We start from the raw sequence: 21,681 nt of genomic DNA, 5'->3' as shown, positions 1-21,681 counted from the left end.
GTGCCAGCCACCGCGTTGTTTCTTCGCGGGCACGCCCGCTCCCACAGTGACCGCACCAGCATTACAATTTTTAGCAAGGCTGTTGTGTCGCAGGGAGATGGTGGGGGCTAGCATGAGCCCCTACCGAATCAAGGAAGACGCCATGGACCGCTCACTGCAACTCAACCGCGCCAGCTGGGATGAACGTGCCCCGCTGCATGCTGCTTCCAAGGACTACGAAGTCGAACGGCTCGTCCAGAATCCCGAACACCTTTCCGAAACCGTACGCTTCGACCTGCCCTTGCTTGGCAATATCGACGGGCTCAACGCCGTCCACCTGCAGTGCCACATCGGCACTGATACCCTCTCGCTGGCGCGCCTTGGCGCCAAGGTCTGTGGCCTGGACTATTCCGCGGCTTCGCTGGCCGAGGCACGTACGTTGGCCCAGCGCTGTGCGGCACCCATCGCGTATGTCGAGTCCGACGTATACGCCGCCGACAAGGTGCTGCCGGCCGGCACGTTCGACCTGGTCTACACCGGCATCGGCGCGCTCTGCTGGCTGCCCCGTATCGAGCCGTGGGCGCGTATTGTCGCGGCCCTGCTGAAACCGGGCGGGCGGCTGTTCCTGCGCGACGGCCACCCGATGCTGATGGCGGTCAATGAAGACCACCAGGACCGGCTGCAACTTGAATACCCGTATTTCGAGCACGAAGCGCCGACGGTTTGGCACAACGACCAGACCTACGTCGAAACCGAGCAGCGCCTTTCCAACACTGAAACCCACGAGTGGAACCACGGCCTGGGCGAGGTGATCAGTGCCTTGCTCGCCCACGGCCTGCAGTTGACCGCCCTGGTGGAGCACCAGAGCATTCCCTGGGAGGCGCTACCGGGGCAGATGGTCAAGGGCGACGACGGTGAATATCGCCTGCGCGAACAGCCAGCGCGCCTGCCCCTGAGTTACACGCTGGTGGCAGTAAAAGCCTGATCAGGACAGGTAGCCGCCGTCGACATTGAGCGCGGTCCCGGTGGTGTAGCTGGAGGCATCGCTGGCCAGGTACAACACGGCGCCGGCCATTTCCTTGGGGTCGGCCACGCGCTTGAGCGGGATCTGCTGCAACGCGGCGTTGAGGATGGCGTCGTTCTTCACCAGTGCCGAGGCGAACTTGGTATCGGTCAGGCCTGGCAGCAGGGCGTTGCAGCGGATACCGAACGGCGCGCATTCCTTGGCGAAGACCTTGGTCATGTTGATGACCGCCGCCTTGGTCACCGAATAGATGCCCTGGAACAGACCGGGCGAAACCCCGTTGATCGACGCCACGTTGATGATGCTGCCGCCACCCTGCTCACGCATCAGCTTGCCGGCCTCTACCGACATGAAGAAGTAGCCACGGATGTTCACGTCCACGGTTTTCTGGAAAGCACCCGGGTCGGTATCCAGTACGTTGCAGAACTGCGGGTTGGTGGCGGCGTTGTTGACCAGGATGTCCAGCCGCCCGAACTGCTCGCGAATGCCGGCGAACACCTGCTGGATCTGCGCCAGTTCACCGATGTGGCAGGCTACCGCCGTAGCCTTGCCACCGGCGGCGATGATCGCATCGGCCACCTGCTGGCAACCGTCGAGCTTGCGGCTGGACACGATCACATGAGCGCCTTGCTGGGCCAACAGGTGGGCGATGGCCTCGCCGATGCCACGGCTGGCGCCGGAGACGAAGGCAATCTTGCCGTCGAGGTCGAACAGGTGGGTCTTGGACATGCTGGTTTCCTTGTTATCCGTCGTCGAGGTCGTACTCAGAGGCTGGACTTGGCGATGACCTGCAAGGTCATCTGCTCCAGCAAGCGGTTCATGTGGATGAACTGGGCGAAGCGCTTGTCCTGGGTCTGGCCGTGGTAATAGCGGTAGTAGATCTGCTGGACGATACCGGCCAGACGGAACAGGCCATAGCAATAGTAGTAATCGAAGTTGTCCAGGCGGATGCCGGCGCGCTCGGCATAGTAATCGACGAACTGGCGGCGGCTGAGCATGCCCGGGGCGTTGCTCGGCTGGCGACGCATCAGCTGCACCGGCGCGGGGTCGTCAGCCTCGATCCAGTAGGCGAGGCTGTTGCCCAGGTCCATCAGTGGGTCGCCGAGGGTGGTCATTTCCCAGTCCAGCACACCGATGATGCGCATAGGGTTGTCGGCATCGAGGATAACGTTGTCGAAACGGTAGTCGTTATGCACGATGGCGGGCCGTGGGTGGTCGGCGGGCATTTTCTCGTGCAGCCACGCGGTCACCTGTTCCCAGCGCGGGGCGTCGGGGGTCAGGGCCTTTTCATAGCGGCTGGTCCAGCCCTCGATCTGGCGCTGCACATAGCCTTGCGGTTTGCCCAGGTCGGCCAGGCCGCAGGCGTTGTAGTCCACCTGGTGCAGCTCCACCAGGCGGTCGATGAAGCTCTTGCACAGGGCCTCGGTGCGGTTGGCGTCGAGGTCCAGTTCGGCCGGGATGTCAGAGCGCAGGATGATGCCCTTGACCCGGTCCATCACGTAGAACTCGCCGCCGATCAGGCTGCTGTCGGTGCAGTGCACGTAGGCCTTGGGGCAGTAGGGAAAGCCACTGTTCAGCTGGTTGAGGATGCGAAACTCGCGGCCCATGTCGTGGGCCGATTTGGCCTTTTGCCCGAACGGCGGGCGGCGCAGCACGAAGTCGCGGCCCGGGTAGCTGACCAGGTAGGTAAGGTTGGAGGCGCCGCCTGGGAACTGGCTGATGCTCGGCAGGCCATCCAGGCCGGGGATGTGGGCCTTGAGGTAAGGGTCGATGACTGCCGCGTCGAGTTCTTCGCCGTGGCGTACCTGGGTGGGCTGGTCGGTGAGCGTCATGCGTTTTCCTTATTCTCGATCGCAAGGACTATTGGCTAATCTAATGCGCTGGCGATGTTGGAACAAGCGTGCCAGGTGCCATATAGGCGAGGGTGTTGCTGCCTGATCAATTGCCTTGATAACCCCAAACGCGCCCGGCATTTCATGAGTGCCCAAATCTTGAAACCTTGCGCTGTCCTTGTGGGAGCGGGCGCGCCCGCGAACACGGGCGACGCCCGTGCCATCCATCGCGGTGCCTGCTTCGCGGGCTTGCCCGCTCCCACAGTGATCAGCGTTCGATCTGAAGCAGCCAGGCAAAAAAAAACCGAAGCCGGTCAGGCTTCGGTTTTTCGATCAGTGCTATTTCCTGCCCTCAGGACGGGAACAGCTCGCTGAGCTTCATCGACAGCATCATGTCGCCTTCGACGCGCAGCTTGCCGCCCATGAACGCCTGCATGCCGTCGGTTTCGCCGCTGACGATACCCTTCAGGGTTTCACTGTCCATCACCAGGGTGCAGTTGGCATCCGGGTTATCGCCTTCCTGCAGGTCGCAGGTGCCGTCCTTGACGATCAGCGCGTAGTGCTTGCCTTCGTCGGTGATGTTGAAGCCGAACACCAGGTCCAGGCCGGCGGCAGCGGATGGGTTGAACTTCTCTTGCATCTTTTTGACGGCATCAGCTACGGAGGTCATGGCGCATTCCTTATAGAGTGATTTACACGTCCCCGCAGGGACACAACAAGCCGGGCTCATCGATAGGTGACAAGCTCCGGCGCCCTCAACAGCTGCACATGGGCCTGGCTGTTGAAGGAAGCCAGTGCCACGTCGCGGCCGCGGAACTTCAGCTGGCTGAGCGACGTGTTGATGATTTGCCAGTTCAGCGCGAACGCCTGACCGGGGGTTATACGGGTAACCAGGTGGAGCAGGGCGGCAATGGTGCCACCCGAGGTGAAGATGGCGATATTGTCACCGCTACCGGCGGCATCGAGCACGCGCTGCAGGCCGCCATGCACGCGGCTGGTGAACGCCTGCCAGGTCTCCAGGCCATCGTCGGCATGTTCGCCATCGTGCCAGCGCTGCACCATCAGGGCGAACAGGCGCTGGAACTCGCTGCGGTGCTGCGCGCCATTGCGCAGGATGTGCAGGGCGTCGGGCTCTTGCGGCAGCAGGCCGGGCAACAGGGCGCGGATCACACCGTCGGCATCGAACTCGTTGAACGCTACGTCGGTCTCAATTGCGGGCACCGCGCAGCCATTGGCCTGCAGTGCGTGCAGCGCCAGGCGCGCGGTATCCTGCTGGCGGCGCAGGTCGCCCGCTACGCAGCGATCCAGGCGCACGCCCAGCTGGGCCAGGTGCTCACCCAGGGCCTGGCTCTGGCGTTCGCCCACAGGCGACAGGACGTCATAGTCATCGGCGCCGAAGGAGGCTTGGCCATGTCGGATCAGGTAGAGGTTGCCCACGAAAGGTTCCGGCCTGTTGGAGGTTGCTGCGAGGTTAGGATGCGGCACACGGGCTGTCAACGAAAAAACATACAAGCGTTTGAAAAGGTTGTTTGAAAGGTGTTGCCGGCGTTTACAGCGGCTGGCAGCGCCTCAGGCGCAACGGTATGCTTGCTACAGTTACGCGCCGTAGTGGCGCAGGTCTTTAAGGAGTAAACGTGGAGTTTCTTGCTGAATACGCAAGCTTTCTCGCCAAAACCGCCACCCTGGTCATCGCCATTCTGATAGTGCTGTCGGCCATCGCCGGGCTGCGCGGCAAGGGGCGGCGCAAATCGGGTGGGCAATTGCAGGTCACCCGTCTGAACGAGTTCTACAAGGACCTGCGCGAGCGCCTGGAGTCCGGCCTGCTCGACAAGGCCCAGCTCAAGGCTTTGCGCAAGCAGCAGGCCAAGGCGGAAAAGCGGCAGAAAAAAGGCAAGGCCGAGGAAAAAGGTCGGGTCTTCGTGCTGGACTTCGATGGCGACATAAAAGCCTCTGCCACTGAAAGCCTGCGCAACGAAATCACCGCGCTGCTCACCCTCGCCACCCCGCGTGACGAAGTGGTGCTGCGCCTGGAAAGCGGTGGCGGCCTGGTCCACAGCTACGGCCTGGCCGCATCGCAACTGGCGCGCATTCGCCAGGCCGGCATCCCGTTGACCGTGTGTATTGACAAGGTGGCCGCCAGCGGTGGTTACATGATGGCCTGCATCGGCGAGAAGATCGTCAGTGCACCGTTCGCCGTATTGGGTTCCATCGGTGTGGTGGCGCAGCTGCCCAACGTCAACCGCCTGCTGAAGAAGCACGACATCGATTTCGAAGTGCTGACCGCCGGTGAATACAAGCGCACCCTGACCGTGTTCGGCGAGAACACCGAGAAGGGCCGGGAGAAGTTCCAGGAAGACCTGGACATCACCCACCAGCTGTTCAAGGACTTCGTTGCCCGCTATCGTCCACAGTTGCACATCGACGAAGTGGCCACCGGCGAAGTCTGGCTGGGTGTCGCGGCACTCAACCGCAAGCTGGTGGACGAGTTGCAGACCAGCGACGAGTACCTCAGCGCGCGCGCGCGCAATGCCAACCTGTTCCACCTGCACTACGCCGAACGCAAGAGCCTGCAGGAGCGAATCGGCATGGCTGCCAGTGGCACGGTGGAGAACACCGTGGTGGGCTTGTGGAGTAAACTCGGCCGCCTGCGCTAACACCTTGAACCTGTTGAAATTTTTTTTTGATCAGGGGGTTGCAAGGTTAAAGGAATGAAGACATAATGGCGCCCATCGAAACGCAGCAAACTTTGAAAAAGGTTCAGCGTTTCAAGGAGATAGCGAAGCGAAAGCTGCTAGATCCGACCTTTGAGGCCGAGTAGCAAAGTGGTTATGCTCCGGATTGCAAATCCGTCTACGCCGGTTCGATTCCGACCTCGGCCTCCACCATTCGAAAGCCCCGCAGATTAACGTCTGCGGGGTTTTTCTTTGTGCGCAGAAAACCCGGATCGTTTCCGCATCTTTAGGCATCGTTTCCGCATCAGCCCTTTACTTGGTCGGGCTGACCACCTCGCCGACGCGGCGATAAACGCGCTTGGTGATTTCCTCTTTGGAGTGCCCAAGCAGCCGACTGGCGTGGCTGATGTCCTCAATCTCCGACGCTGCCTTCGGCCGAATATCGCGGAACTGGAACTGCCGAACTTTAGCGGCCAGATCAGCGTTGCCATCGGCCGTCAGCTTCCGAGCGGCCTTGTCGCGTGCTTCGCTGAAGCGGTTCCTGAGCATTTCCCAGCTCATTCGCAAGCCCGAGTCGTTGGTGATGAGGCGAGAGTTACGCACGCCCTGCAGCTTGCGACGTTCAAGTAAGGCCTCAATGAACAGGCCAAGTCCAGTCAGTTCACCATTTACGTGCCTGCGGATGCGCAGTTTCTTGTCGGTCTTGTTCTGGTCAACCCACAGGTAGTCCTCGTCGAGGTCGACGGTGCTGAACTTCAGTGTGTCGGCAGGGCGTTGGCCGGCGAGGTAGGCGAGATCCATAGCGTCCTTGAGGCCCTGGTCGCCCTCGGCATATAACGCATCCCAGATTTCGTCGGCCGCGTAGAAGTCGCGTACCTTCTCCTTGTTGCGGCGAACTGCCAGGCATGGGTTGCGCTCGGCAAAACCCCATTCCATGGCCATGGTGAAAACGTGCGAGAGCAGGGCGATCTCCCGGTTTGCCCGAGTTTTGGCACTGCGGGCGTCCCGGTACTGGGCAATGACCGGCGGACTGACTGCCTCGATCGGCGCGTCAGCGAAAGCCTTGCGCAGGCGCTCCAGCTCGTACTTGTTGTCCTTTTGCGTGCGTGGCGACTTGCCCGGGATGATGTCCCGCTCGTACCGGTCAAACAGCTCACCCATCGTTGCCATCACTTTCGGCTTCGCCTTGTGCTCCAGGCGGGCCCATTCCAACTTGGCCTCAGCGAGGTCAGTCCCCAGTGGCACTTCCTGCCGCTTCCCGTCTGCATCCCTCCCGTCGTAGTAGTAGCCAACCCACAGCTTGCCGCTTTTGAGCTTGCGGACCCGCCGCAGCATTCTGGGCGGCAGGTCCTTGTTCGATGCCTTCCGGTTGCGCATCCGTTACCCCACGCGCGATAAGTCCAATGTCCAGGTTTCAGTTGTTGCATTCGTCGTGTTTGGCTTCACACCAGCCATTTGCAGGCGGGCGTATACCCGCCCCACAACGGGCCGCCGGGCCCGGGTAAGCGTGTACTGCCAGCCGTTATTGGCCAGCCAGGCGATTTGTTTGCTCGGGATCTGGTAGCCGGTGATGCGGATCACCTCTTCCTCGTCGAGAAACTCGCTTGCATGTTCCATGGGATGGTCTCCACGCCGCCGGTGGCGGCAGGTTGGTGGTCAGTCGCAGCTGCTGGAGCTGGATCCGCTGTCGCTGGAACTGCTGCTGTCGCTCGACGAGTAGCTGCTGCCGCTGTCGTAGCTGCTGTAGTCACGACTGGCGCACGAACTGCTCGAGCGAGTCGGCTCGTAGCTGTCCGCCAGATGTATGGGATGCATGGGGCTGACCGGGCTCATGGGGTTGAGCGGGTTGAGCATCGGGTCTTGCCGGCCAGATGCCGGGCTGTGGCCACGGGCATACCCGGTCGGGCCGAGCGCGGCGCGTTGTGCCGGCTTCTTCTTGCGCTTGAACAGGAGTGCCAGAAATTGAGCATGAGTCTCTCCATGCCCGCGCATGTCGGCGGGCTTAAATTGTAGGGAAAGGGTTATGGCTTCGGGTAGCCGTCGGCGATGCGCTCAGCGATGTCTTCGAGCTTCTCGGCCATGGCGTACATGTCGTTGTTGTCTCGGCGCGATACGACACCGGACCTGGTGACATTGCGACCGCCGATGATCCAGGCGGCCAGCAGAATGAGCGCGGATTCCAGTTGCCGCCTTAGCCAGCCTGTATGCGGGATCACGGCATCAGCTCCTTCGGCACCTGGACGGTATCGCCGAGCTTGTGGTTGACGAGGCCCCGGCAGAATGCGATCAGCGCGGTTGGGCCGTAGCACCAGACTCCTGCGCCGGCCGGGCCACCGGCGTAACACAGATCGGCAGGCAGCCCGGGAATGTGCTGAGCGGTGCCGCTGTGCTTGTCGATCAGTTGGCCGCCCTGTGCCCAGTTGGTGGATGGTCTCCAGCCGAAGCCCGCTGCTCCGCCGCGGATACTGATGCTGCAAGGCAAGCCGCCAGGGTGCCACACGGTTGTACGGCACTCGGGATCTATACCGAACCCCTCAGCCATGGCCACAGCCCAGTCCAGGTGCGCGCCGGCCAGGTTGGATACCCTCACTTCGATCAGGCCGGTCATGACTGCACCTTGTGGCGGACCCATACGCAGACAGGACCGTCTTCGGTGTCGTGGATCGAAAAGATGAACCAGCCTTCACCGGTCGGCTTGCTCGGCTGCCAAGCCGTGCAGTCATAGTCGCCGCCGGCGTCGAGCCATTCCGCATTCAGCTCTTCCGGGCCGTCGTTCTCCATCTCGAGCACGCAGTACTCCAGACCGTGGTCGCCGAACCAGCTGAATGGCAGTGCGCATTCGTCGCCGTCGTCCGGCCAGGCCGGATGGGTCCAGAAGCCGTATTCGTCGCGAGCGACCTGCAGCTGCTGGATGAGTTGCTTTTCTGCGGGCATGACTTCTTCCTTGGCCGCTCCTGCGACCGGCTTGTGCTTAAATGGCGGGGTTTCGATATGGATCTTTCAGTTAAGGAGAACGCTATGTTTGCTTGTGGTATCGCCCTGCTTGCTGTCGGCTTGGGCACCTCAATGCCAGGCCTCTGGATACCAGGCGCCGCTCTCATGGCTGCTGGAGCAGTGAAGCGCGTCCGAAGCTGACCCTTGGCCGCCATATCGCGGCAGTGAATAGAGGGGAGAGGGGGGTACAGCTGATTGGAGTACAAATGTGCTCCAGTTTTTAGAGTGATCGAATAAGTAGCAGGTGATATTGTTGTGGCATTACAAAGGAGGATGTGCCGCAATGAGGCAGTGGCTCTACGAAAAGTCTTTTGTGTTGTGCTGCTGGTCTGTGGCTATCTACATTCTGATCTGGTGCACCGTTTCTTACATCGGCGTTTATGTCACCTACTTCTTGGTGCCTATAATCTTGGTATCGGGCTTCCTCGCGTATTGTCTTTCCCCTCCCGAAAAATAGGCCGAGAACGCTGAAGGCTGCCATTTCATGAGTCACTTCGGCTGTTCAATCTGGCGCTGTAGTCGGTTTCCAATCCATCTCACTACAAACACGGCCTTGCTGTTGCCGATCGCCTTGTAGCGCGGACCATCGGGGCATTCCTCTGCGGGCTTGCCGCGATAGGGGATCAGGGTGTGGTTGTCAGGGAATCCTTGGCATCTCTCCCATTCGAGAGGGCTTGTTCTGTGAACCCCGCTGGGCTCCAGTACATATGCCTCTCGGTCATCGAGAGCGCCCCCCCTTGAGCCGTGAGAGTAGGATGAAGTGCGAACTTCTCCGGCCGTCCCGGTGGGCTATCCCTGCGAGTGCCTTCGCGCTCAAAAAGTACTTCGAGGGGATCGAACCTTGCTCTAGCACTTGCGACAACGAACACACGGCGGCGTCGTTGGGCCAGGCCGAAATATTGGGCATCCAGAACCCGCCATGCGGCTGTTCGCGTGGGTCCATACACACAACCAGCGTCCTTCCATTTGCCCCCTGGCGGTTGGAGTTCTTCGGATTCGCCCACCAGGGCGCCGAGGAAGCAGCCAAACGCGTTACCTTTGTCGGAGAGGACACCGGGGACATTTTCCCAGAGGCAGACGGCCTCGGGTTCGCCGCGCATGGTTCGAACATGGTTAATTGCATCGAACAGCTCCATGTATTTGATGGTGAGGGCGCCGCGGGGATCGGCGAGGCCTTCGCGCATGCCTGCCACGCTGAACGCTTGGCAGGGTGTTCCGCCGACCAAGACATCGGGTGCCCGGATCTTGCCGGACAGTACCATGGCCGCCAGGCAGGTCATGTCGCCGTGGTTTGGTGTCTTGGGGTAGTGGTAGGCCAGCACCGCGCAGGGAAATGGCTCGATCTCGGCGTACCACTCGGCACGCCAGCCCAGTGGGTGCCAACCTACGGTCGCAGCTTCAATGCCACTGCAGACACTGCCATAGCTTATGGCCATCATGTATCATCTCCCAGATTATATGCGGAGGTTTTATGAGTTCCCAATCCTCGATACCTAAAGATTTACCTCTATTCGAGGCAGAAATTGAATATAAGGTGCTAAGTTTAGCGAAGCGAAAGCGGCGCAATCAAGTAGTGCTAATAATCAGCTTGTTGATATCCGTTCTCTTGTATTCCTCAGCATCAGCTAGAAATGACAGGATTCTAGGAGTCATTCCTTTTCCAGACGAATTTTCTGTAATCGGCTCAAGTTTTTCATTTTTGTTTTCAATCGGCTTTGTACTTTATTTTTATGTGCAGGGCGAGCCGTTCTGGTTGTTTCCAAAAAAACAATCGGATGACCTCGTTAAGCCTGGTGTTGAAAATGATGTGATTGAGCGTGTGATGTCGGTCGAGAATGACCTTATGTCGCTTGCTGAGAAAGTGAAAGGTTTTGATTATAAAAAACGAGAAAAGCTGGTTAGTGAAACCGTTGAGGAAATAAAAAAGAAGGCGTCCGATGAAATATGGGATGAGCTAACTGATCAAGCAGATGAAATACCTAGGACCAAAAGAGCATTAGCACCTATCGATGACGCATATTTTAAGGCTAGGGCACGACTGCTTTCAGAGGTTGCGGCTCTAGGTCGTCGAGGAACTGCTAATCTTGTGTTTGGAGTAGTTACAACTGTAGCGGCTCTGGGGATTTTGCTATCAATGGCGATGAATACTGTTCGCCCAGAGAACTATAGACTGGTTTTCCTAGCGGCGAAGTTGATATTGCGATCCTGATTTTGATGTTTGTTCCAAAGCTTTCTCTGGCTTTGTTCGTTCAAGTATTCGCTCTGTTTTTCTTGCGTCTTTATAAGGCTGGATTTGCAGAAATTAAGTATTTTCAAAATGAGCTAACGAATTTGGAGGCCAAGTATTTGGGAGTGGTCTCTTCGATATTGGCTAAGGATGAACAGGCAGTTCGAGATGCTAGCAGGGCGTTGCTGGCAGTAGAGCGTAATCATATATTGTCAGCAGGTCAGAGTACAGTGGAGCTAGAAAAGCAAAAGATAGAAAGCCGCAGCTCCGCTGAAGTGCTTAAGCTGCTTCCAAAAATATTAGGGAAGCGAAATATTGAGTGATGGTAATTTCTATGTTACAGCGGACTTTGCGGCGTCGACTCGCCCGGCTGGGCCAGTGAAATGAAATTTGGACCAATTTAGATAAGGTATGTCATGGATAAAATACTACTAACCGCTTTTCTAACAGCGTTGGCAGGGTTTATCACCGCTGCGCTTAGTATTGTTAAGCTAGTGAATGAAAAGGAAAGTAAAACTACTGATTATCGTCAGGCTTGGACTGAGTCGGTACGTGGCGCTCTAGCAGAGCTTATTGCGAAGATAAATGCACAGGCGACTACGGTTGTTGGTGCAAGAAAGTTAAGTTCTAGTCATGAAAGATTGACCAGGGAGTACGCCGCTTTAGATGGGGCTGAGAAGGAGGTGAAAAAATCCTTAGCGGATTTTCACCGTGAAGCTTTCAAAGATGGACTTGAGCGAGCTAACGCACTTACTCAAGAGGTCTATCATGCATATTCTAAGGTATGTCTTCATTTTAAGCCTGATGATTTAAGTTTCAGCAGGATAGAAAACAAATTTGATTATTGCAGGGCGAAGCTTGGCGAGCTAAAAGAAGAAGCAGATATACAGAAACTTGGTGTTATCAAGGAGCAGATTCACGGCGCGACTAGTGAAATAACAAATATGTCCAGAGGCATTTTGAAGGCCGAGTGGGAGACCGTAAAATTGGGCGAGCCTGCCTACAAGTCGACCAAAAAATGGTCAGTTTGGTTTTGTGTTGTCATGTTCTTCTTGCTCGTAACTATCGGGGTACATGCCGGTATTTCCTACATTGAAACCGATTCCAAGCATAGCTCTAACACTACGGCAAGTCAGGGGAAATAGTCGGGACGCTCTATAGCGGTTCCTTAGTGCAGGGACTCAGCTCTCATGACTCTATACCAGTGTTCGCTGCGCCTGCCTCCATCGCATCTACAAACCGCATCGCCGTCCGGTAGCTGTAACCATGCTGATGGGGCGCGAAATCGTCGGGCGCTGCCCTGTGTGCGAGAAAGCGGCCGTTGCCGAGCGCCAGGCCAAGCAGCAGGCCGAGGAAACCCGACTGAAGCGCGAGGCCATGACCCGTAAGCTGGGTTCGGCGATGATCCCGAAGCGCTTCGCCGACCGCACCCTGGCCAACTACCGCGTCGAGCACGAAGGGCAGCGCAAGGCCCTTGCCTACTGTACTCGCTACGTGGCGGCGTTCTCGGAGATCGAGCGCACTGGCCGCTGCCTGATGCTGCTGGGCAAGGTCGGCACTGGCAAGACTCATCTGGGTGCCGGCATGGCCACCGAGCTGATGCGCAATACCTCGGCCACCGCCGTCTACCGCACGGTGGGCGCGATTCTGCAGTCCATCCGGGCGACCTACGACCGCCACAGCGAACAGTCCGAGGCCGACATCCTGTCCAGCCTGATCGAACCTTCGCTGCTGGTGCTGGACGAGGTCGGGGTGAGCAAGGAGCAGCCGAGCGAATTCGAGCTGACCACTCTGTTCTCGATCATCAACGGGCGCTACGAGCAGATGCGCCCCACGGTGGTGATTTCCAACCTGGAGGCCAGCCAGCTGCGCCACGCCATGGGCGAGCGGTGCTATGACCGCCTGGGGGTGGTGGCGGATGGATGGAGCGGGGGTTCCTAATTGCGTGTCGCCCACGCTGGCTCTGATGCATCAGGCGGCACCGCAGGTATCTGCCAGTCGAAACTACAGCATCACTGACGACTGGGCGCTTGCGATCGATAACGCAGTGGCCAGGCTCGCGCATCGGGATCTGCAAATAGGCGACATTGTCTGGCTGTACTACGGTGCTAAATGGCCCATGCTTCGGGTTGGTTAGCACTTCGGGATCAGCGAGGGAAAAGCCAGGGAGTTAGCCAGGGCAGGGGCAGCCTGGATCGATTGCGCTGTAAGTGCCATGCGCGAAGTGGCATGAAGTGCGAATTGCATGGATGTGAACATACTCTTTCACTCCTGCTGGCTGGTCAGTTGAAGTAAAAACGTTAGAGGCTATGCGCATAGACATTCGTCGTTGATGGGGCGCTGCAGGATACCACGAGCATGTGCTGGTTAAGTCGTAGGGAAACGGTTGGCCAGTGCAGGTCTAGGAAAGTTTGCGTAACTCACAGGCTGGCTCAGTTGGCTTCCCTCAGCAATAGCTCAGGACCTTGCTTTTTAATTTCTGCTGAGCAGCTTGCGACTGAAGTGGTCTAATAGCGATTGGCTATTAGTCGTCGGGAGATAATTATAAATAAGAATTGTCGTAAACTTGTCTGCCCCTTTTGGGCTGCTACTTTATTGATATGAGGGTAACGACACAGATGCCAAAGCGCCGCGCAAAAAATTGGAAGTTTAATTAACTTGTTTGGAGATATAATAAATGCCCAGCACGCGTTTGCGCACGCTCTTTACTGTGACGATACTAGTTGCTCCTATCGCAGCCTGCACGCCCACTATCTACAAAGATGAGATATCCGCATTCAGTAAAGCTGTTGACGAATCCGCGGCCGCCTTCACAGGTCTCCACGAGAGAACACTTGTAAGACATAAGTTGTTAGAGCAGGAAAGGTTCTCCGAACAAGGAGTGTCATTGGGTGTTTCGGATAAATGTAACGATATTGTGACCTCGCAACTGCCTAGAGACACCCAATGTCTGGCAGATTGGGCCAAATATCGCTCGATGTCAGAGTCAACGCGCGGAAATCCGCCACCATGTCCTGGGGCGACTAACGCCGTAAAAAATGGTGAGCTCGCTTTTTATGATTTAACTGAGCTTGCGAAAGAAGAAGAAATCAACTGCCGCATAGGGATTGTGGAGCGTGGAGTGTTGAACACAGAAGCGATTCGCAATAGTGAAGTCGTATTGACTCAATCATTAAAGCTGGTTCCAGCTCTGAGAGCTTACGCAGTTGAGCTAACGGCAATTGCTGGGGCCGAAGACCAGGAAGCCTTGCAGAGCTCCCTAGTAAAAGCTAAGTCTCAGATTCAAAAGCTTGGGGAAAGCATTGATAATTTAGATGGCAAGAAGTCGCCATATACGGCAACAATATCTCCCATCAGTGATCTGATAGGTTCAGCTTTAACTACCACTCTTGAATATCGGCGGGCCAGAGCACTGGCCTCCATTGCCAGAGCTGCAGACCCCGTCGTCACTCGTACAGCGATGATTTTGTCAAATGTAGCCATGCCGATGACAGCTATGGAGTTGCAGGATGCGGGTACAGAATACTTGGAGTCCTTCAATGCGGGTGGGGCCCTGCAAGGTACGGCTTTAGCCGCCGCCTATGAAACGTCGCGTGCAGCGAGAGAACGCTACCTAACTCTATACACTACAAGTCCGACGCCTGTTTTTAAATCCATGGCCGAAGCGCACCATCAATTAGCAGAAGCACTGTCGGACCCCAAGCTTCAGTACGAAGCTGTAAAAACTGCTGTTGAGGATTTCTCGGAAAAGGCCAAAGCTGCATACGATGCTTATAAAAACGCCAGGACTCAGATTCAGGAAGAGGAAAAGGCAAAGGCAGAAGTGGAAGAAGAGGCTGCAGAAGCAGAGGCAGAGGCAGGCTAAATTTGAATGTCGCGAAATTAAACGCTGTGTCCGGAGCAGACCATGACTAACACATTAACGCCGTCCGATATTTTGGTAAGTGCAACTGATGAAGTAGGTAGCGCTCTAGCAGTCGTAAGGTCTCAAGCCCTGGCTGCAACTGGCGAGGCTCGGGAGCAATTACTTGAGGAATACAAAAAACTCATAAAAAAACTTCAAAGGCTGATGATCTTAAATTTAAAGGAAATCGACAATCAAGACACAATTGTTCAGGCGGTCCAAGACTTAACCGCCCTAACGCAACAAATGGCAAAAGCTCGGCGCGAGATGGCGGATGCTACCTCTACGATAGAAAAAACAACACAAATATTAAAGTATGTTGATGAATTTATTAAAGTCTTAGTGGCTCTGGGTCTGTTGGCTTAAGACTTAGTTAAATCGCTGCTATCCTTTTGCGGTGGTTCTAGTAGATAATTAAATTTATATAGTTGTGATGCCGAAGCTGATCGGCCGTGCCGCTGTGCAGCCCGAGGGGCTAAACTGAGCAATTGGCGCGATTTTGCATAGAAAGAAAAATAGGGCTTTTCCGCACGGAATAGATCTGATTTTATAGCAGTATGTGTTGCTGTGAACACAGCGCGACGCTTTTAAGAACCCGGCCACTGTGCTGGGTTTTTTATGACTATTTACAAACCCTGCCATCGTGCGGGGTTTTTTCGTTTTCGGCCCTACGTCTGCTCCTCGCTTCCAGCGGATGGCAGTGATGAGCCGACCCAAATTGAGGATTGCAGATGAACAACGAGCATCAGGCGCTCGCTGATGTGCCCTTGTGGCTGTTGGTGCTGCTTAGTATGGCTGGTCTGCCCTGGTGCTCGCGCATACGCGTCTGGCCACCAATCGCATCAAGCCTGGTATTGCCGCGGTCATGGGTAAGCGCCTGGATCGGCCCACCCCTACCACCATGCGTAGCCTGTTTGCCCAGTCAGCGACCAAGAGTCGCGCTGCGAAAGTCTGGTTCAAGGACCAATGGACCACGGGCATACCTGCTGACACTTACCTACAGTAGGCGGTGCAGGGCGGGATGCGGCCGCAAAAGAGGTTTGAGAAATCGCTGATTGCCCAAGGCCTGATGAAGGCCGGGCAGTACGCGCTGCCCAATCCTGGGTTGTTGAACCAGTACGGCAACGTCTCGCGTGGCGTGATGACTCGCATCCTGTCAGGCCTTGGTGCTGCCGAGGGTTGGCGCGGCTATCAGGCCAATGCCACGGGCAGTAAGCGCAGTCGGCGCAAGGGTAACGCTGAGCGCTATTTCGTCGGCACGATCGGCGTGGACGCCGGCGTTTGGGAGCGCAAGCCGCATAAGCACGTTGTCCCGGTGTTCCTCTACACCAATGGTGCGCCGCAGTACCGCGTTATTTTTCCGTTCTTCAAGATCGGCGAGAACATAGCCAAGGCGCACGGGCAGGACGAGCTGGCCAATGCCCTACGCGAGGCGATCCTTTCCGCGAAGTGAGGGCACTCGAGGCGCGGCAGAGGCCCCCGGAGCCTCGGAGGCGCCCCCCGGCAACGGGTCCTCCCGGACCCGCCCGGCATAGGGGGTAATTCGGGCCCCGCCTTTTCGCTATGTATGACCCAAATTCGGAGGTTGGTTGTTGTTTAGTCCATGACAAATCCAACGATTACCCGACAGCCGTATTGGCTGAACAAAAAACGCATGGCCGAAAGCCTCGGGATTTCGGTTCAAGCCTTTGACAAATGGGGGGCGAGCCGGTCCAGAAGATCGGCCGAGAGTCGTTCTACGACGTTCGTTCGGTGGTGGATATCGCCACCGATTTTGTGAAGGTCGGCAAGGACCAAGGCAAGCTGAAAACCTTCGTCAACACCACCCTCGGGGAGGTGTGGGAGGAAGACCAGGGCGAAAAACTCGACTGGGAGCAGCTGCGCGACCGCCGCGAGGTGTTTGGCGAAGTGCCCGCCAGGGCGGTGGCTTTGTTCGGTGGGATCGACACCCAAGACGACCGCTACGAGGGCCGGGTTTGGGCTTACGGCCCGGGCGAGGAAGCCTGGTTGGTGCACCGGTTTATTCTCACTGGCGACCCGGCCAGCATCGAGCTGCGGCGCAAAGTGGGGCGTGAGATTCACCGTCATTTCAAGCGTGCTGACGGCACGGTCATGCGCGTGGAGCGCTAGTGTTGGGACTCGGGCGGCCACTACTCCGACGAGGTGCGCGCGGAGAGCCGCAAGCATGGCGTGCAGTGGGTGATCCCGATTTTCGGGGCCAGCACCTACGGCAAGCCCATTGCCAACTTCCCGCGCAAGAAAGACAAGCGCAGCAAGGTCTACGTGACCGAGGTCGGCACGGACAACGCCAAGGAGCTGATTTACAGCCGCTTGAAGCTGCAGCCGGACGGGCCGCGCCCGGTGCCTGGTTGCATCCACCTGCCAGCCGACGAGCTGATTTGTGACGAAAACGAGCTGCAACAGCTGACCAGCGAGCGCAAGAAATGGGCGGTGATCAAGGGCCGGCGCGTCATGCGCTGGGATGCCGGCGGCCGCCGTAACGAAGCGCTCGATTGCGCCGTGTATGCCCTGGCCGCGCTGCGTATCAGTCAGCAGCGGTTCGGCTTGGACCTCGATCTGTTGGCCAGCCAGAACCCCGACACCGGGGTATGGGAAGTGGAAGACGACGAAGACGACGCGCCCCAGCCGGAGGCGCCGCCGTCACCGGCTGAGTTGCCGGCACCGGCGCCTACGTCTGAGCCGGAACCCCAACCCCAACCCGCCGGCGGCGATTGGATCAATACAGGAGGCAGCGGATGGCTGTAACAACTGCGCAGGACATGGTCGATATCTACCTGCAGGCCGAGCGCGATCTGCTGGAGGGTGGTAAAGACGTACAGATCAACGGCCGACGAATGACGATGGCGGAGCTTCCGCAGATTCGCGCAGGCCGACTGGAGTGGGAGCGCCGGGTATCGGCCGAGGCCCGCAGGGGCCGTTCGGGGCATTCCCTAGCGGTGTTCGGATGATCGGGGAGCTGCTGGACCGGGCCATTGCGCCCTGGGCGCCCAAGAAGGCCTTGGAGCGCATGCACGCGCGTAGCGTGATCATGGCCTACGAGGCCGCCAAACCCTCACGGACCCATAAAGCGATACGCGAGACGCGCAGCGCCGATGCGGCCCTGCAACCGGCGTTGCAATCCATCCGCGAGCAAATCCGCGCCTTGGAAGAGAACCACGACCTTGTCACCGGTCTTTTTGATCGGATGGACGAGCGCGTTGTGGGCGGCCCACGCCTGACGATTTCGTGCTGCCCGGCGTTGGCCAGCAGCAGGCGCAACGGTCGTTCAACTTCGCGCCCGGTATGGTGTTTGACAACCTGCTGCCTGGCGAGGAAGTGGGCACGGTCGAGAGCAACCGGCCGAAGGCATCCAATGTTGCCGCAGACGCGTTCTCCCTAGGAGGCCTGGATACCAGCAATGTGGAGCGCTTCACCGCTGGTGCCGGCGTCGGTTCGGTGCTCCCCGTATCTGACTGGGTGCAGATCTCCAAGGTCACCTCGTTCACTTCCTCGGGCGGCGAGCAGCAGTATGCGACCGTTGGTTACCTGGAGGATGACGACGACAAGCAGTTCCCTACCAACCGGAACCCAACCAGCTTGTCGATTGTGGTCGAGGACCAGCCCGCCGCCGCGTACGTCGAGGCCGTGGAAGGCTACGACGCCTCCAAGGAACTGGCCGTGATCCGCATGAAGCTCCGCAACGGTGACCAGATCCTGTACCCGGGCTACGTCAGCATCACTCCCGACCCGACCATGGAGCGGAACAACGTGATGACCCGCACCATCAGCGTCGGCCTTTCGGCACGCTCGCTTCGTTACCTGGCCGGCGCGTAAGGAGTCCTCATGGCGAAGATCAAGATTGCGCAGAATCCCACGTTCACCGCTGAGGTGAAGATTCCGCGCGTTGGGGAAGAGCCGGTGCCGGTGGAGTTCACCTTCCGCTACCTCGACCGCACCGCGCTGGCCAAGCTCTACGACGGCTGGAACCAAGCGTCCGAAGCCAACGCCGAGAAGACCAAGGCTGAAAGCGCAAGCCTAGAGCAGTTCACCGCCGGTCAAATCCAGTTGCAGGCCGAGCAGATCAAGGCTGTCACTGTCGGCTGGGGCTTCGACGACAAGTTCACCGACGAAGCCATCCGTGACCTGGTGACCACTTGCGTCGGTGCGCCGCAAGCCGTTCTGGACGCCTACCAGGAAGCATACAATCCGGCCCGCCTGGGAAACTGAAGGCGGCGGCGCGGGCCTTGTATGAGCAATGTCCCTCCGCCGAGCAGCTAGCGTTTCTGGGGCTCACCCTGGACGACATTGAAACCGAGGATGTAGAGGTCTGGCCAGATATATGGCCGGCCTTCTGTCTATTTGAAGCGCTGGGCACCCAATGGCGCTTGGGGCCGGGCGGGCCGTCAGGGCTCGATTACGCCGCTATCCCCGGGACCGCCAAGATGCTTGGCCTGAAGCGACGCGAGTTGTCGGAAGCCTTTCATGATCTCCGCCTCATGGAGAACGAGGCGCTGGCAGTAATGGCCGAGGCGGCAAAGTAGGGCAGGCCATCAGAAATCATCGTGTCGGACGGCCCATGGTTCGACCGGGCGCGCTTTAGGTAGCGTCATTAGGATGCCGACTAAAAATGAAAAGACTGTCTCAAGCTACCTCTATCACAACAGAGTTAGGCATGGCTGGGTTGCCAAAGCAACAGCTGACTAGCACAGAACCACCCAGGATTTCGCATGCACGTGTTACCCATGAGGCTTGGGCGAGAGTAGGCTCAGTTGACATAGAGCCTGAAAATGCTGCTCTGAAAGTCCATAACCAGCCTACCTGTTTTTAAGACCAGAACCCCGATAATCAGGCTTTGACCACTGCTGGGGTCATCCACCAGCGGTGCGGAAAATATATCCGTCTCATACTGATATCCGATTTCAGGGAAAAAAACATGAGCTAGATGGTGTGTCGCATCTGTCCAGCCATTCGCACTGCGTATCTTCGTAAAACCTAGTTGAGGGCACCCGGCTTCGGCAAGTAGCTGGGGGGTGGCGTAATTGTTGTCCGCACCCGTGTCAACTAAAGCATAGACAGATCGGAATCCAGTGATCTCCCTCGGGCCTTTGCCATGATCGGGATCGTGTCGCAGAGCGGCAACCACAACAGGTCGGCCGGGAGGGAAATCGGTTACCTCCCCATCTGAATGCATGAATCGGATTTGTACATACCTTCGTCCTTCAGGCACTGCGTAATGGCTCACTTAATGATTCCTTCATTCCTTTGGAGGCATAACGCTACTACGCCAGCGCCCAGGCCACGTACTGGCTTTCCATCCAGCCCAGACTGTGGATGGTAGTTCGGATATCCTAGATCTTTCTCTCTAGGATCAGGCGCATGGAAACAGGGAAGGTGTCACTGGTCGACGTGATCACATTGCTGATCGCTCTATTGAGCCTCCTAGCTTGGTGGGCGCTCAGGAGAACAAAAATGGCCGAGCTCTTTGCCCTGCGGCAAAGCATCGTGACAAAGGCGGAGCAAGCCCGATCGGAATGGCACAAGCTCAATAGGGAAAACGAGACCCTGATCAGAGATGTGAGGCATCGTTTCTCTGCCGAGTTGCCTGAGGTGGCTGCTCTGTTGGATTTCCTGATAGGTCAACGTGAGCACTTTGCGCGTTGTCTTCGAGATTCGGCTGCCCTAGCAGAGGATGTCCATGCTACCGTGGATACATTCAATGAGAAGAAATGCCGGCTTTATCTTCGGTATATTGAGCCGAGTCTCGAAAAGCTGGCGCGCAACCAGGGTGTTTCGACAAAAAGATACGAGGAGATTCTGGGCCGAATGCAGGAAGCCTCGAGTCCCGAGCCTAGAGCCTAGGCAGTGCTTCACTGGCTTTCCGTCCAAGGTGGATGGGCGGACAGCTAGCATACAAGGCTCATTGTCAGTAAAGATGGCACTTTGTTCAGGGAGGGGCAGGACAATGTTCAAATTTTTGGTCGGTAGCGGGCTATTGATCACCATGGCTACCCTATTCGGGTGCGTAGACACCCAGCAAGTATCGTTGACTGGTCGTAAGCACCCATCTGGTTGGTCTGATCAGATTCGGGAATTGGCTGGCCACTCGTGGCTACCAGCACAGCTAGCCTTCAACGTCTACAAGGAGCAACCAGAGTTTGACGTCTCAGCCCGTTATCATTTGATCAGAGATTTTGAGGAGCGGAAGATCGATTTCTTTGCATCTCTCTATAAGGAGAATGACAAGGAAAACTATATTCTCGCGTTCCGCGGTACAGATTCATTGGCAGATTTTGAAGCGGGAAATAACCCATTCTTCCAAGGGCAGAACGAGTATGCCCTGACCGTTTACGATCAGGTTCTAGCTTCGTACTCCCCAAAAGAAATAACTGTGGTAGGCCATTCTCTTGGAGGTGCGATCGCGATCCACGTTTCGCTCAATCGGGCAAACGTTAAGGCTTACACATTCAATGGCAGTCCGGTATTTCACTCCGATGGAGTCCCGTTTGAAAATGAGCGCTACAGCATCGTCGAATATGGAGAAGTGCTTAAGATAGGCCGTTTCTTTGGTCGCGAGGCTACTCAGCTCTATACGTCAATTGGGTGCACGAACGAGAAGAACCCATTCCCTCAGCACGCTATGAAATTGCTTGCAAGTTGTCTGACTAAAATCGCATCCGATGCGGAGAGAACTTCGAGTCTAGGTGCGCATCGGGACCAGATCGGAATGGATCTTCCACCTGTAGCCAAGCGGGATGGCCGAGAACGATACATCGACCTAATCATAGCCAAGTAACTTAAGCCCAGCCCTGCGCCGGGCTTTTGCTCTTGCGTGTCTGCTACATTTCCAAGCTGGTTATTCGGTCAGTGGATTATCTGTAATGGCGTTGGTAGAGCAGCTCGAAGCAGCGTTTGGCCACAGTCCTGAAGTGGCCGGCGGTCAATACCATCAAACCAACTACGCTGTATGCTCCGACACCTAGAGTGGTGATGCCAACCTCGTTTGTAGCTTGGATCAGGCCCGGCATTACACCCAACACAGCCAGTGTTAG

27 protein-coding genes, 1 tRNA gene and 4 pseudogenes are annotated in these 21,681 nt (G+C 57.3%); 19 read left to right on the top strand and 13 right to left on the bottom strand.

Annotation, left to right across the window (positions count from 1 at the left end; genetic code table 11):
* Nucleotides 1-142: 142 nt before the first annotated feature.
* Nucleotides 143-964 carry a bifunctional 2-polyprenyl-6-hydroxyphenol methylase/3-demethylubiquinol 3-O-methyltransferase UbiG gene (locus tag CAF70_RS04935; RefSeq protein WP_085621973.1) on the top strand — a complete coding sequence of 274 codons (822 nt, stop codon included), beginning with the start codon at nt 143-145 and terminating at the stop codon, nt 962-964.
* On the opposite strand, the gene CAF70_RS04930 is transcribed toward CAF70_RS04935, so the two are convergent.
* From CAF70_RS04930 to CAF70_RS04910, 4 genes are all read right to left on the bottom strand, one after another.
* Entirely contained in the window at nt 965-1,732 is a 768-nt protein-coding gene (locus CAF70_RS04930; protein ID WP_085621975.1) for an SDR family oxidoreductase, read from the bottom strand.
* A 35-nt stretch (nt 1,733-1,767) separates the two neighbouring features.
* The gene (locus CAF70_RS04925; protein ID WP_085621978.1) at nt 1,768-2,835 is read right to left on the bottom strand and encodes a phosphotransferase family protein; all 1,068 of its coding nucleotides are present in this window, start codon (nt 2,833-2,835) and stop codon (nt 1,768-1,770) included.
* A 352-nt stretch (nt 2,836-3,187) separates the two neighbouring features.
* A complete protein-coding gene (locus tag CAF70_RS04915) occupies nt 3,188-3,505 on the bottom strand; it encodes an SCP2 sterol-binding domain-containing protein (protein ID WP_085621982.1) in 318 nt (105 codons plus the stop codon).
* A 56-nt stretch (nt 3,506-3,561) separates the two neighbouring features.
* Complete coding sequence (locus CAF70_RS04910) at nt 3,562-4,272, bottom strand: histidine phosphatase family protein (protein WP_085621984.1); 711 nt, start codon at nt 4,270-4,272, stop codon at nt 3,562-3,564.
* 197 nt (nt 4,273-4,469) lie between these two features.
* Between CAF70_RS04910 and sohB the strand changes: the two genes are divergently transcribed.
* Both sohB and CAF70_RS04900 read left to right on the top strand, forming a co-directional pair.
* Complete coding sequence (gene sohB / locus CAF70_RS04905) at nt 4,470-5,489, top strand: protease SohB (RefSeq protein ID WP_085621986.1); 1,020 nt, start codon at nt 4,470-4,472, stop codon at nt 5,487-5,489.
* Between the two features lie 154 nt (nt 5,490-5,643).
* A tRNA-Cys gene (locus CAF70_RS04900) sits at nt 5,644-5,717 on the top strand.
* 102 nt (nt 5,718-5,819) lie between these two features.
* On the opposite strand, the gene CAF70_RS04895 is transcribed toward CAF70_RS04900, so the two are convergent.
* From CAF70_RS04895 to CAF70_RS04865, 8 genes are all read right to left on the bottom strand, one after another.
* Entirely contained in the window at nt 5,820-6,884 is a 1,065-nt protein-coding gene (locus tag CAF70_RS04895; RefSeq protein ID WP_085621988.1) for a tyrosine-type recombinase/integrase, read from the bottom strand.
* Nucleotides 6,885-6,887: 3 nt separating this feature from the next.
* Nucleotides 6,888-7,124 (bottom strand): DUF4224 domain-containing protein, encoded by a 237-nt coding sequence (locus CAF70_RS04890; protein ID WP_085621990.1) that lies wholly within the window; start codon nt 7,122-7,124, stop codon nt 6,888-6,890.
* Between the two features lie 39 nt (nt 7,125-7,163).
* Nucleotides 7,164-7,499: a hypothetical protein gene (locus CAF70_RS04885; protein ID WP_085621992.1), complete on the bottom strand. Its 336-nt coding sequence runs from the start codon at nt 7,497-7,499 to the stop codon at nt 7,164-7,166.
* Between the two features lie 29 nt (nt 7,500-7,528).
* Nucleotides 7,529-7,723: a hypothetical protein gene (locus tag CAF70_RS04880; RefSeq protein ID WP_085621994.1), complete on the bottom strand. Its 195-nt coding sequence runs from the start codon at nt 7,721-7,723 to the stop codon at nt 7,529-7,531.
* Entirely contained in the window at nt 7,720-8,115 is a 396-nt protein-coding gene (locus CAF70_RS04875; RefSeq protein ID WP_085621996.1) for a phage protein NinX family protein, read from the bottom strand. The genes CAF70_RS04880 and CAF70_RS04875 overlap by 4 nt, the downstream gene beginning before the upstream one ends.
* The gene (locus CAF70_RS04870) at nt 8,112-8,441 is read right to left on the bottom strand and encodes a hypothetical protein (RefSeq protein ID WP_085621998.1); all 330 of its coding nucleotides are present in this window, start codon (nt 8,439-8,441) and stop codon (nt 8,112-8,114) included. The genes CAF70_RS04875 and CAF70_RS04870 overlap by 4 nt, the downstream gene beginning before the upstream one ends.
* Before the next feature lie 549 nt (nt 8,442-8,990).
* Nucleotides 8,991-9,203: a DNA cytosine methyltransferase gene (locus CAF70_RS27850; RefSeq protein WP_256573263.1), complete on the bottom strand. Its 213-nt coding sequence runs from the start codon at nt 9,201-9,203 to the stop codon at nt 8,991-8,993.
* Nucleotides 9,125-9,940: a DNA cytosine methyltransferase gene (locus tag CAF70_RS04865; RefSeq protein WP_256573247.1), complete on the bottom strand. Its 816-nt coding sequence runs from the start codon at nt 9,938-9,940 to the stop codon at nt 9,125-9,127. Before CAF70_RS04865 ends, CAF70_RS27850 begins: the two co-directional genes overlap by 79 nt.
* A 32-nt stretch (nt 9,941-9,972) precedes the next feature.
* Between CAF70_RS04865 and CAF70_RS26305 the strand changes: the two genes are divergently transcribed.
* From CAF70_RS26305 to CAF70_RS04800, 14 genes and pseudogenes are all read left to right on the top strand, one after another.
* Entirely contained in the window at nt 9,973-10,710 is a 738-nt protein-coding gene (locus tag CAF70_RS26305; protein ID WP_143491524.1) for a hypothetical protein, read from the top strand.
* A 5-nt stretch (nt 10,711-10,715) separates the two neighbouring features.
* Nucleotides 10,716-11,051 (top strand): hypothetical protein, encoded by a 336-nt coding sequence (locus CAF70_RS26300; RefSeq protein ID WP_143491525.1) that lies wholly within the window; start codon nt 10,716-10,718, stop codon nt 11,049-11,051.
* Between the two features lie 93 nt (nt 11,052-11,144).
* On the top strand, nt 11,145-11,873 hold the full coding sequence (locus CAF70_RS26295) for a hypothetical protein (protein WP_085622000.1): 729 nt from the start codon (nt 11,145-11,147) through the stop codon (nt 11,871-11,873).
* Nucleotides 11,874-11,988: 115 nt separating this feature from the next.
* Nucleotides 11,989-12,669, top strand: a pseudogene (locus CAF70_RS04855) (ATP-binding protein); the annotation flags it as partial.
* Nucleotides 12,623-12,961, top strand: a pseudogene (locus tag CAF70_RS27845) (antiterminator Q family protein). The pseudogenes CAF70_RS04855 and CAF70_RS27845, both read left to right, overlap by 47 nt.
* 444 nt (nt 12,962-13,405) lie before the next feature.
* The gene (locus CAF70_RS26290) at nt 13,406-14,593 is read left to right on the top strand and encodes a hypothetical protein (RefSeq protein ID WP_143491526.1); all 1,188 of its coding nucleotides are present in this window, start codon (nt 13,406-13,408) and stop codon (nt 14,591-14,593) included.
* Nucleotides 14,594-14,635: 42 nt separating this feature from the next.
* Nucleotides 14,636-14,998 carry a hypothetical protein gene (locus CAF70_RS04840; protein ID WP_085622006.1) on the top strand — a complete coding sequence of 121 codons (363 nt, stop codon included), beginning with the start codon at nt 14,636-14,638 and terminating at the stop codon, nt 14,996-14,998.
* 655 nt (nt 14,999-15,653) lie between these two features.
* The gene (locus CAF70_RS04830) at nt 15,654-16,085 is read left to right on the top strand and encodes a hypothetical protein (protein WP_178076349.1); all 432 of its coding nucleotides are present in this window, start codon (nt 15,654-15,656) and stop codon (nt 16,083-16,085) included.
* 150 nt (nt 16,086-16,235) lie between these two features.
* Nucleotides 16,236-16,393: pseudogene (locus CAF70_RS27840) on the top strand (DNA-packaging protein); the annotation flags it as partial.
* Nucleotides 16,388-17,398 (top strand): annotated as a pseudogene (locus CAF70_RS26285) (terminase gpA endonuclease subunit); the annotation flags it as partial. The pseudogenes CAF70_RS27840 and CAF70_RS26285, both read left to right, overlap by 6 nt.
* On the top strand, nt 17,389-17,601 hold the full coding sequence (locus CAF70_RS04815) for a primosomal replication protein PriB/PriC domain protein (RefSeq protein WP_085622010.1): 213 nt from the start codon (nt 17,389-17,391) through the stop codon (nt 17,599-17,601). The pseudogene CAF70_RS26285 and the gene CAF70_RS04815, both read left to right, overlap by 10 nt.
* Nucleotides 17,602-17,878: 277 nt before the next feature.
* Nucleotides 17,879-18,466 carry a phage tail protein gene (locus CAF70_RS04810; protein WP_256573248.1) on the top strand — a complete coding sequence of 196 codons (588 nt, stop codon included), beginning with the start codon at nt 17,879-17,881 and terminating at the stop codon, nt 18,464-18,466.
* Between the two features lie 9 nt (nt 18,467-18,475).
* Nucleotides 18,476-18,859, top strand: a complete 384-nt coding sequence (locus CAF70_RS04805) for a phage tail assembly chaperone (protein ID WP_085622012.1) — start codon at nt 18,476-18,478, stop codon at nt 18,857-18,859.
* Nucleotides 18,860-18,876: 17 nt separating this feature from the next.
* Entirely contained in the window at nt 18,877-19,173 is a 297-nt protein-coding gene (locus CAF70_RS04800) for a DUF1799 domain-containing protein (protein WP_085622014.1), read from the top strand.
* Between the two features lie 224 nt (nt 19,174-19,397).
* On the opposite strand, the gene CAF70_RS26275 is transcribed toward CAF70_RS04800, so the two are convergent.
* Complete coding sequence (locus tag CAF70_RS26275) at nt 19,398-19,874, bottom strand: hypothetical protein (RefSeq protein WP_143491528.1); 477 nt, start codon at nt 19,872-19,874, stop codon at nt 19,398-19,400.
* A gap of 134 nt (nt 19,875-20,008) precedes the next feature.
* Between CAF70_RS26275 and CAF70_RS27560 the strand changes: the two genes are divergently transcribed.
* Nucleotides 20,009-20,491 carry a hypothetical protein gene (locus CAF70_RS27560; RefSeq protein WP_158090307.1) on the top strand — a complete coding sequence of 161 codons (483 nt, stop codon included), beginning with the start codon at nt 20,009-20,011 and terminating at the stop codon, nt 20,489-20,491.
* Nucleotides 20,492-20,594: 103 nt separating this feature from the next.
* Nucleotides 20,595-21,425, top strand: coding sequence for an Mbeg1-like protein (locus CAF70_RS04795; RefSeq protein WP_158090306.1), 831 nt, complete (start codon nt 20,595-20,597; stop codon nt 21,423-21,425).
* Nucleotides 21,426-21,681: the final 256 nt, after the last annotated feature.

It is taken from the genome of Pseudomonas sp. B19(2017) (assembly GCF_002113165.1).
GTDB lineage: Bacteria > Pseudomonadota > Gammaproteobacteria > Pseudomonadales > Pseudomonadaceae > Aquipseudomonas.
Note: the sequence above shows the minus strand (reverse complement) of the source record. Positions and strands in the feature narration are given on the sequence as shown.

What these genes read in the sequence shown, in the direction of transcription:
- CAF70_RS04935 (WP_085621973.1), top strand. Translation starts at nt 143, where the DNA reads ATGGACCGCTCACTGCAACTCAACCGCGCCAGCTGGGATGAACGTGCC.
- CAF70_RS04930 (WP_085621975.1), bottom strand. Translation starts at nt 1,732, where the DNA reads ATGTCCAAGACCCACCTGTTCGACCTCGACGGCAAGATTGCCTTCGTC.
- CAF70_RS04925 (WP_085621978.1), bottom strand. Translation starts at nt 2,835, where the DNA reads ATGACGCTCACCGACCAGCCCACCCAGGTACGCCACGGCGAAGAACTC.
- CAF70_RS04915 (WP_085621982.1), bottom strand. Translation starts at nt 3,505, where the DNA reads ATGACCTCCGTAGCTGATGCCGTCAAAAAGATGCAAGAGAAGTTCAAC.
- CAF70_RS04895 (WP_085621988.1), bottom strand. Translation starts at nt 6,884, where the DNA reads ATGCGCAACCGGAAGGCATCGAACAAGGACCTGCCGCCCAGAATGCTG.
- CAF70_RS04890 (WP_085621990.1), bottom strand. Translation starts at nt 7,124, where the DNA reads ATGGAACATGCAAGCGAGTTTCTCGACGAGGAAGAGGTGATCCGCATC.
- CAF70_RS04885 (WP_085621992.1), bottom strand. Translation starts at nt 7,499, where the DNA reads ATGCGCGGGCATGGAGAGACTCATGCTCAATTTCTGGCACTCCTGTTC.
- CAF70_RS04875 (WP_085621996.1), bottom strand. Translation starts at nt 8,115, where the DNA reads ATGACCGGCCTGATCGAAGTGAGGGTATCCAACCTGGCCGGCGCGCAC.
- CAF70_RS04870 (WP_085621998.1), bottom strand. Translation starts at nt 8,441, where the DNA reads ATGCCCGCAGAAAAGCAACTCATCCAGCAGCTGCAGGTCGCTCGCGAC.
- CAF70_RS04865 (WP_256573247.1), bottom strand. Translation starts at nt 9,940, where the DNA reads ATGATGGCCATAAGCTATGGCAGTGTCTGCAGTGGCATTGAAGCTGCG.
- CAF70_RS26305 (WP_143491524.1), top strand. Translation starts at nt 9,973, where the DNA reads ATGAGTTCCCAATCCTCGATACCTAAAGATTTACCTCTATTCGAGGCA.
- CAF70_RS26300 (WP_143491525.1), top strand. Translation starts at nt 10,716, where the DNA reads ATGTTTGTTCCAAAGCTTTCTCTGGCTTTGTTCGTTCAAGTATTCGCT.
- CAF70_RS26295 (WP_085622000.1), top strand. Translation starts at nt 11,145, where the DNA reads ATGGATAAAATACTACTAACCGCTTTTCTAACAGCGTTGGCAGGGTTT.
- CAF70_RS26290 (WP_143491526.1), top strand. Translation starts at nt 13,406, where the DNA reads ATGCCCAGCACGCGTTTGCGCACGCTCTTTACTGTGACGATACTAGTT.
- CAF70_RS04840 (WP_085622006.1), top strand. Translation starts at nt 14,636, where the DNA reads ATGACTAACACATTAACGCCGTCCGATATTTTGGTAAGTGCAACTGAT.
- CAF70_RS04830 (WP_178076349.1), top strand. Translation starts at nt 15,654, where the DNA reads ATGCGGCCGCAAAAGAGGTTTGAGAAATCGCTGATTGCCCAAGGCCTG.
- CAF70_RS04815 (WP_085622010.1), top strand. Translation starts at nt 17,389, where the DNA reads ATGGCTGTAACAACTGCGCAGGACATGGTCGATATCTACCTGCAGGCC.
- CAF70_RS04805 (WP_085622012.1), top strand. Translation starts at nt 18,476, where the DNA reads ATGGCGAAGATCAAGATTGCGCAGAATCCCACGTTCACCGCTGAGGTG.
- CAF70_RS27560 (WP_158090307.1), top strand. Translation starts at nt 20,009, where the DNA reads ATGGAAACAGGGAAGGTGTCACTGGTCGACGTGATCACATTGCTGATC.
- CAF70_RS04795 (WP_158090306.1), top strand. Translation starts at nt 20,595, where the DNA reads ATGTTCAAATTTTTGGTCGGTAGCGGGCTATTGATCACCATGGCTACC.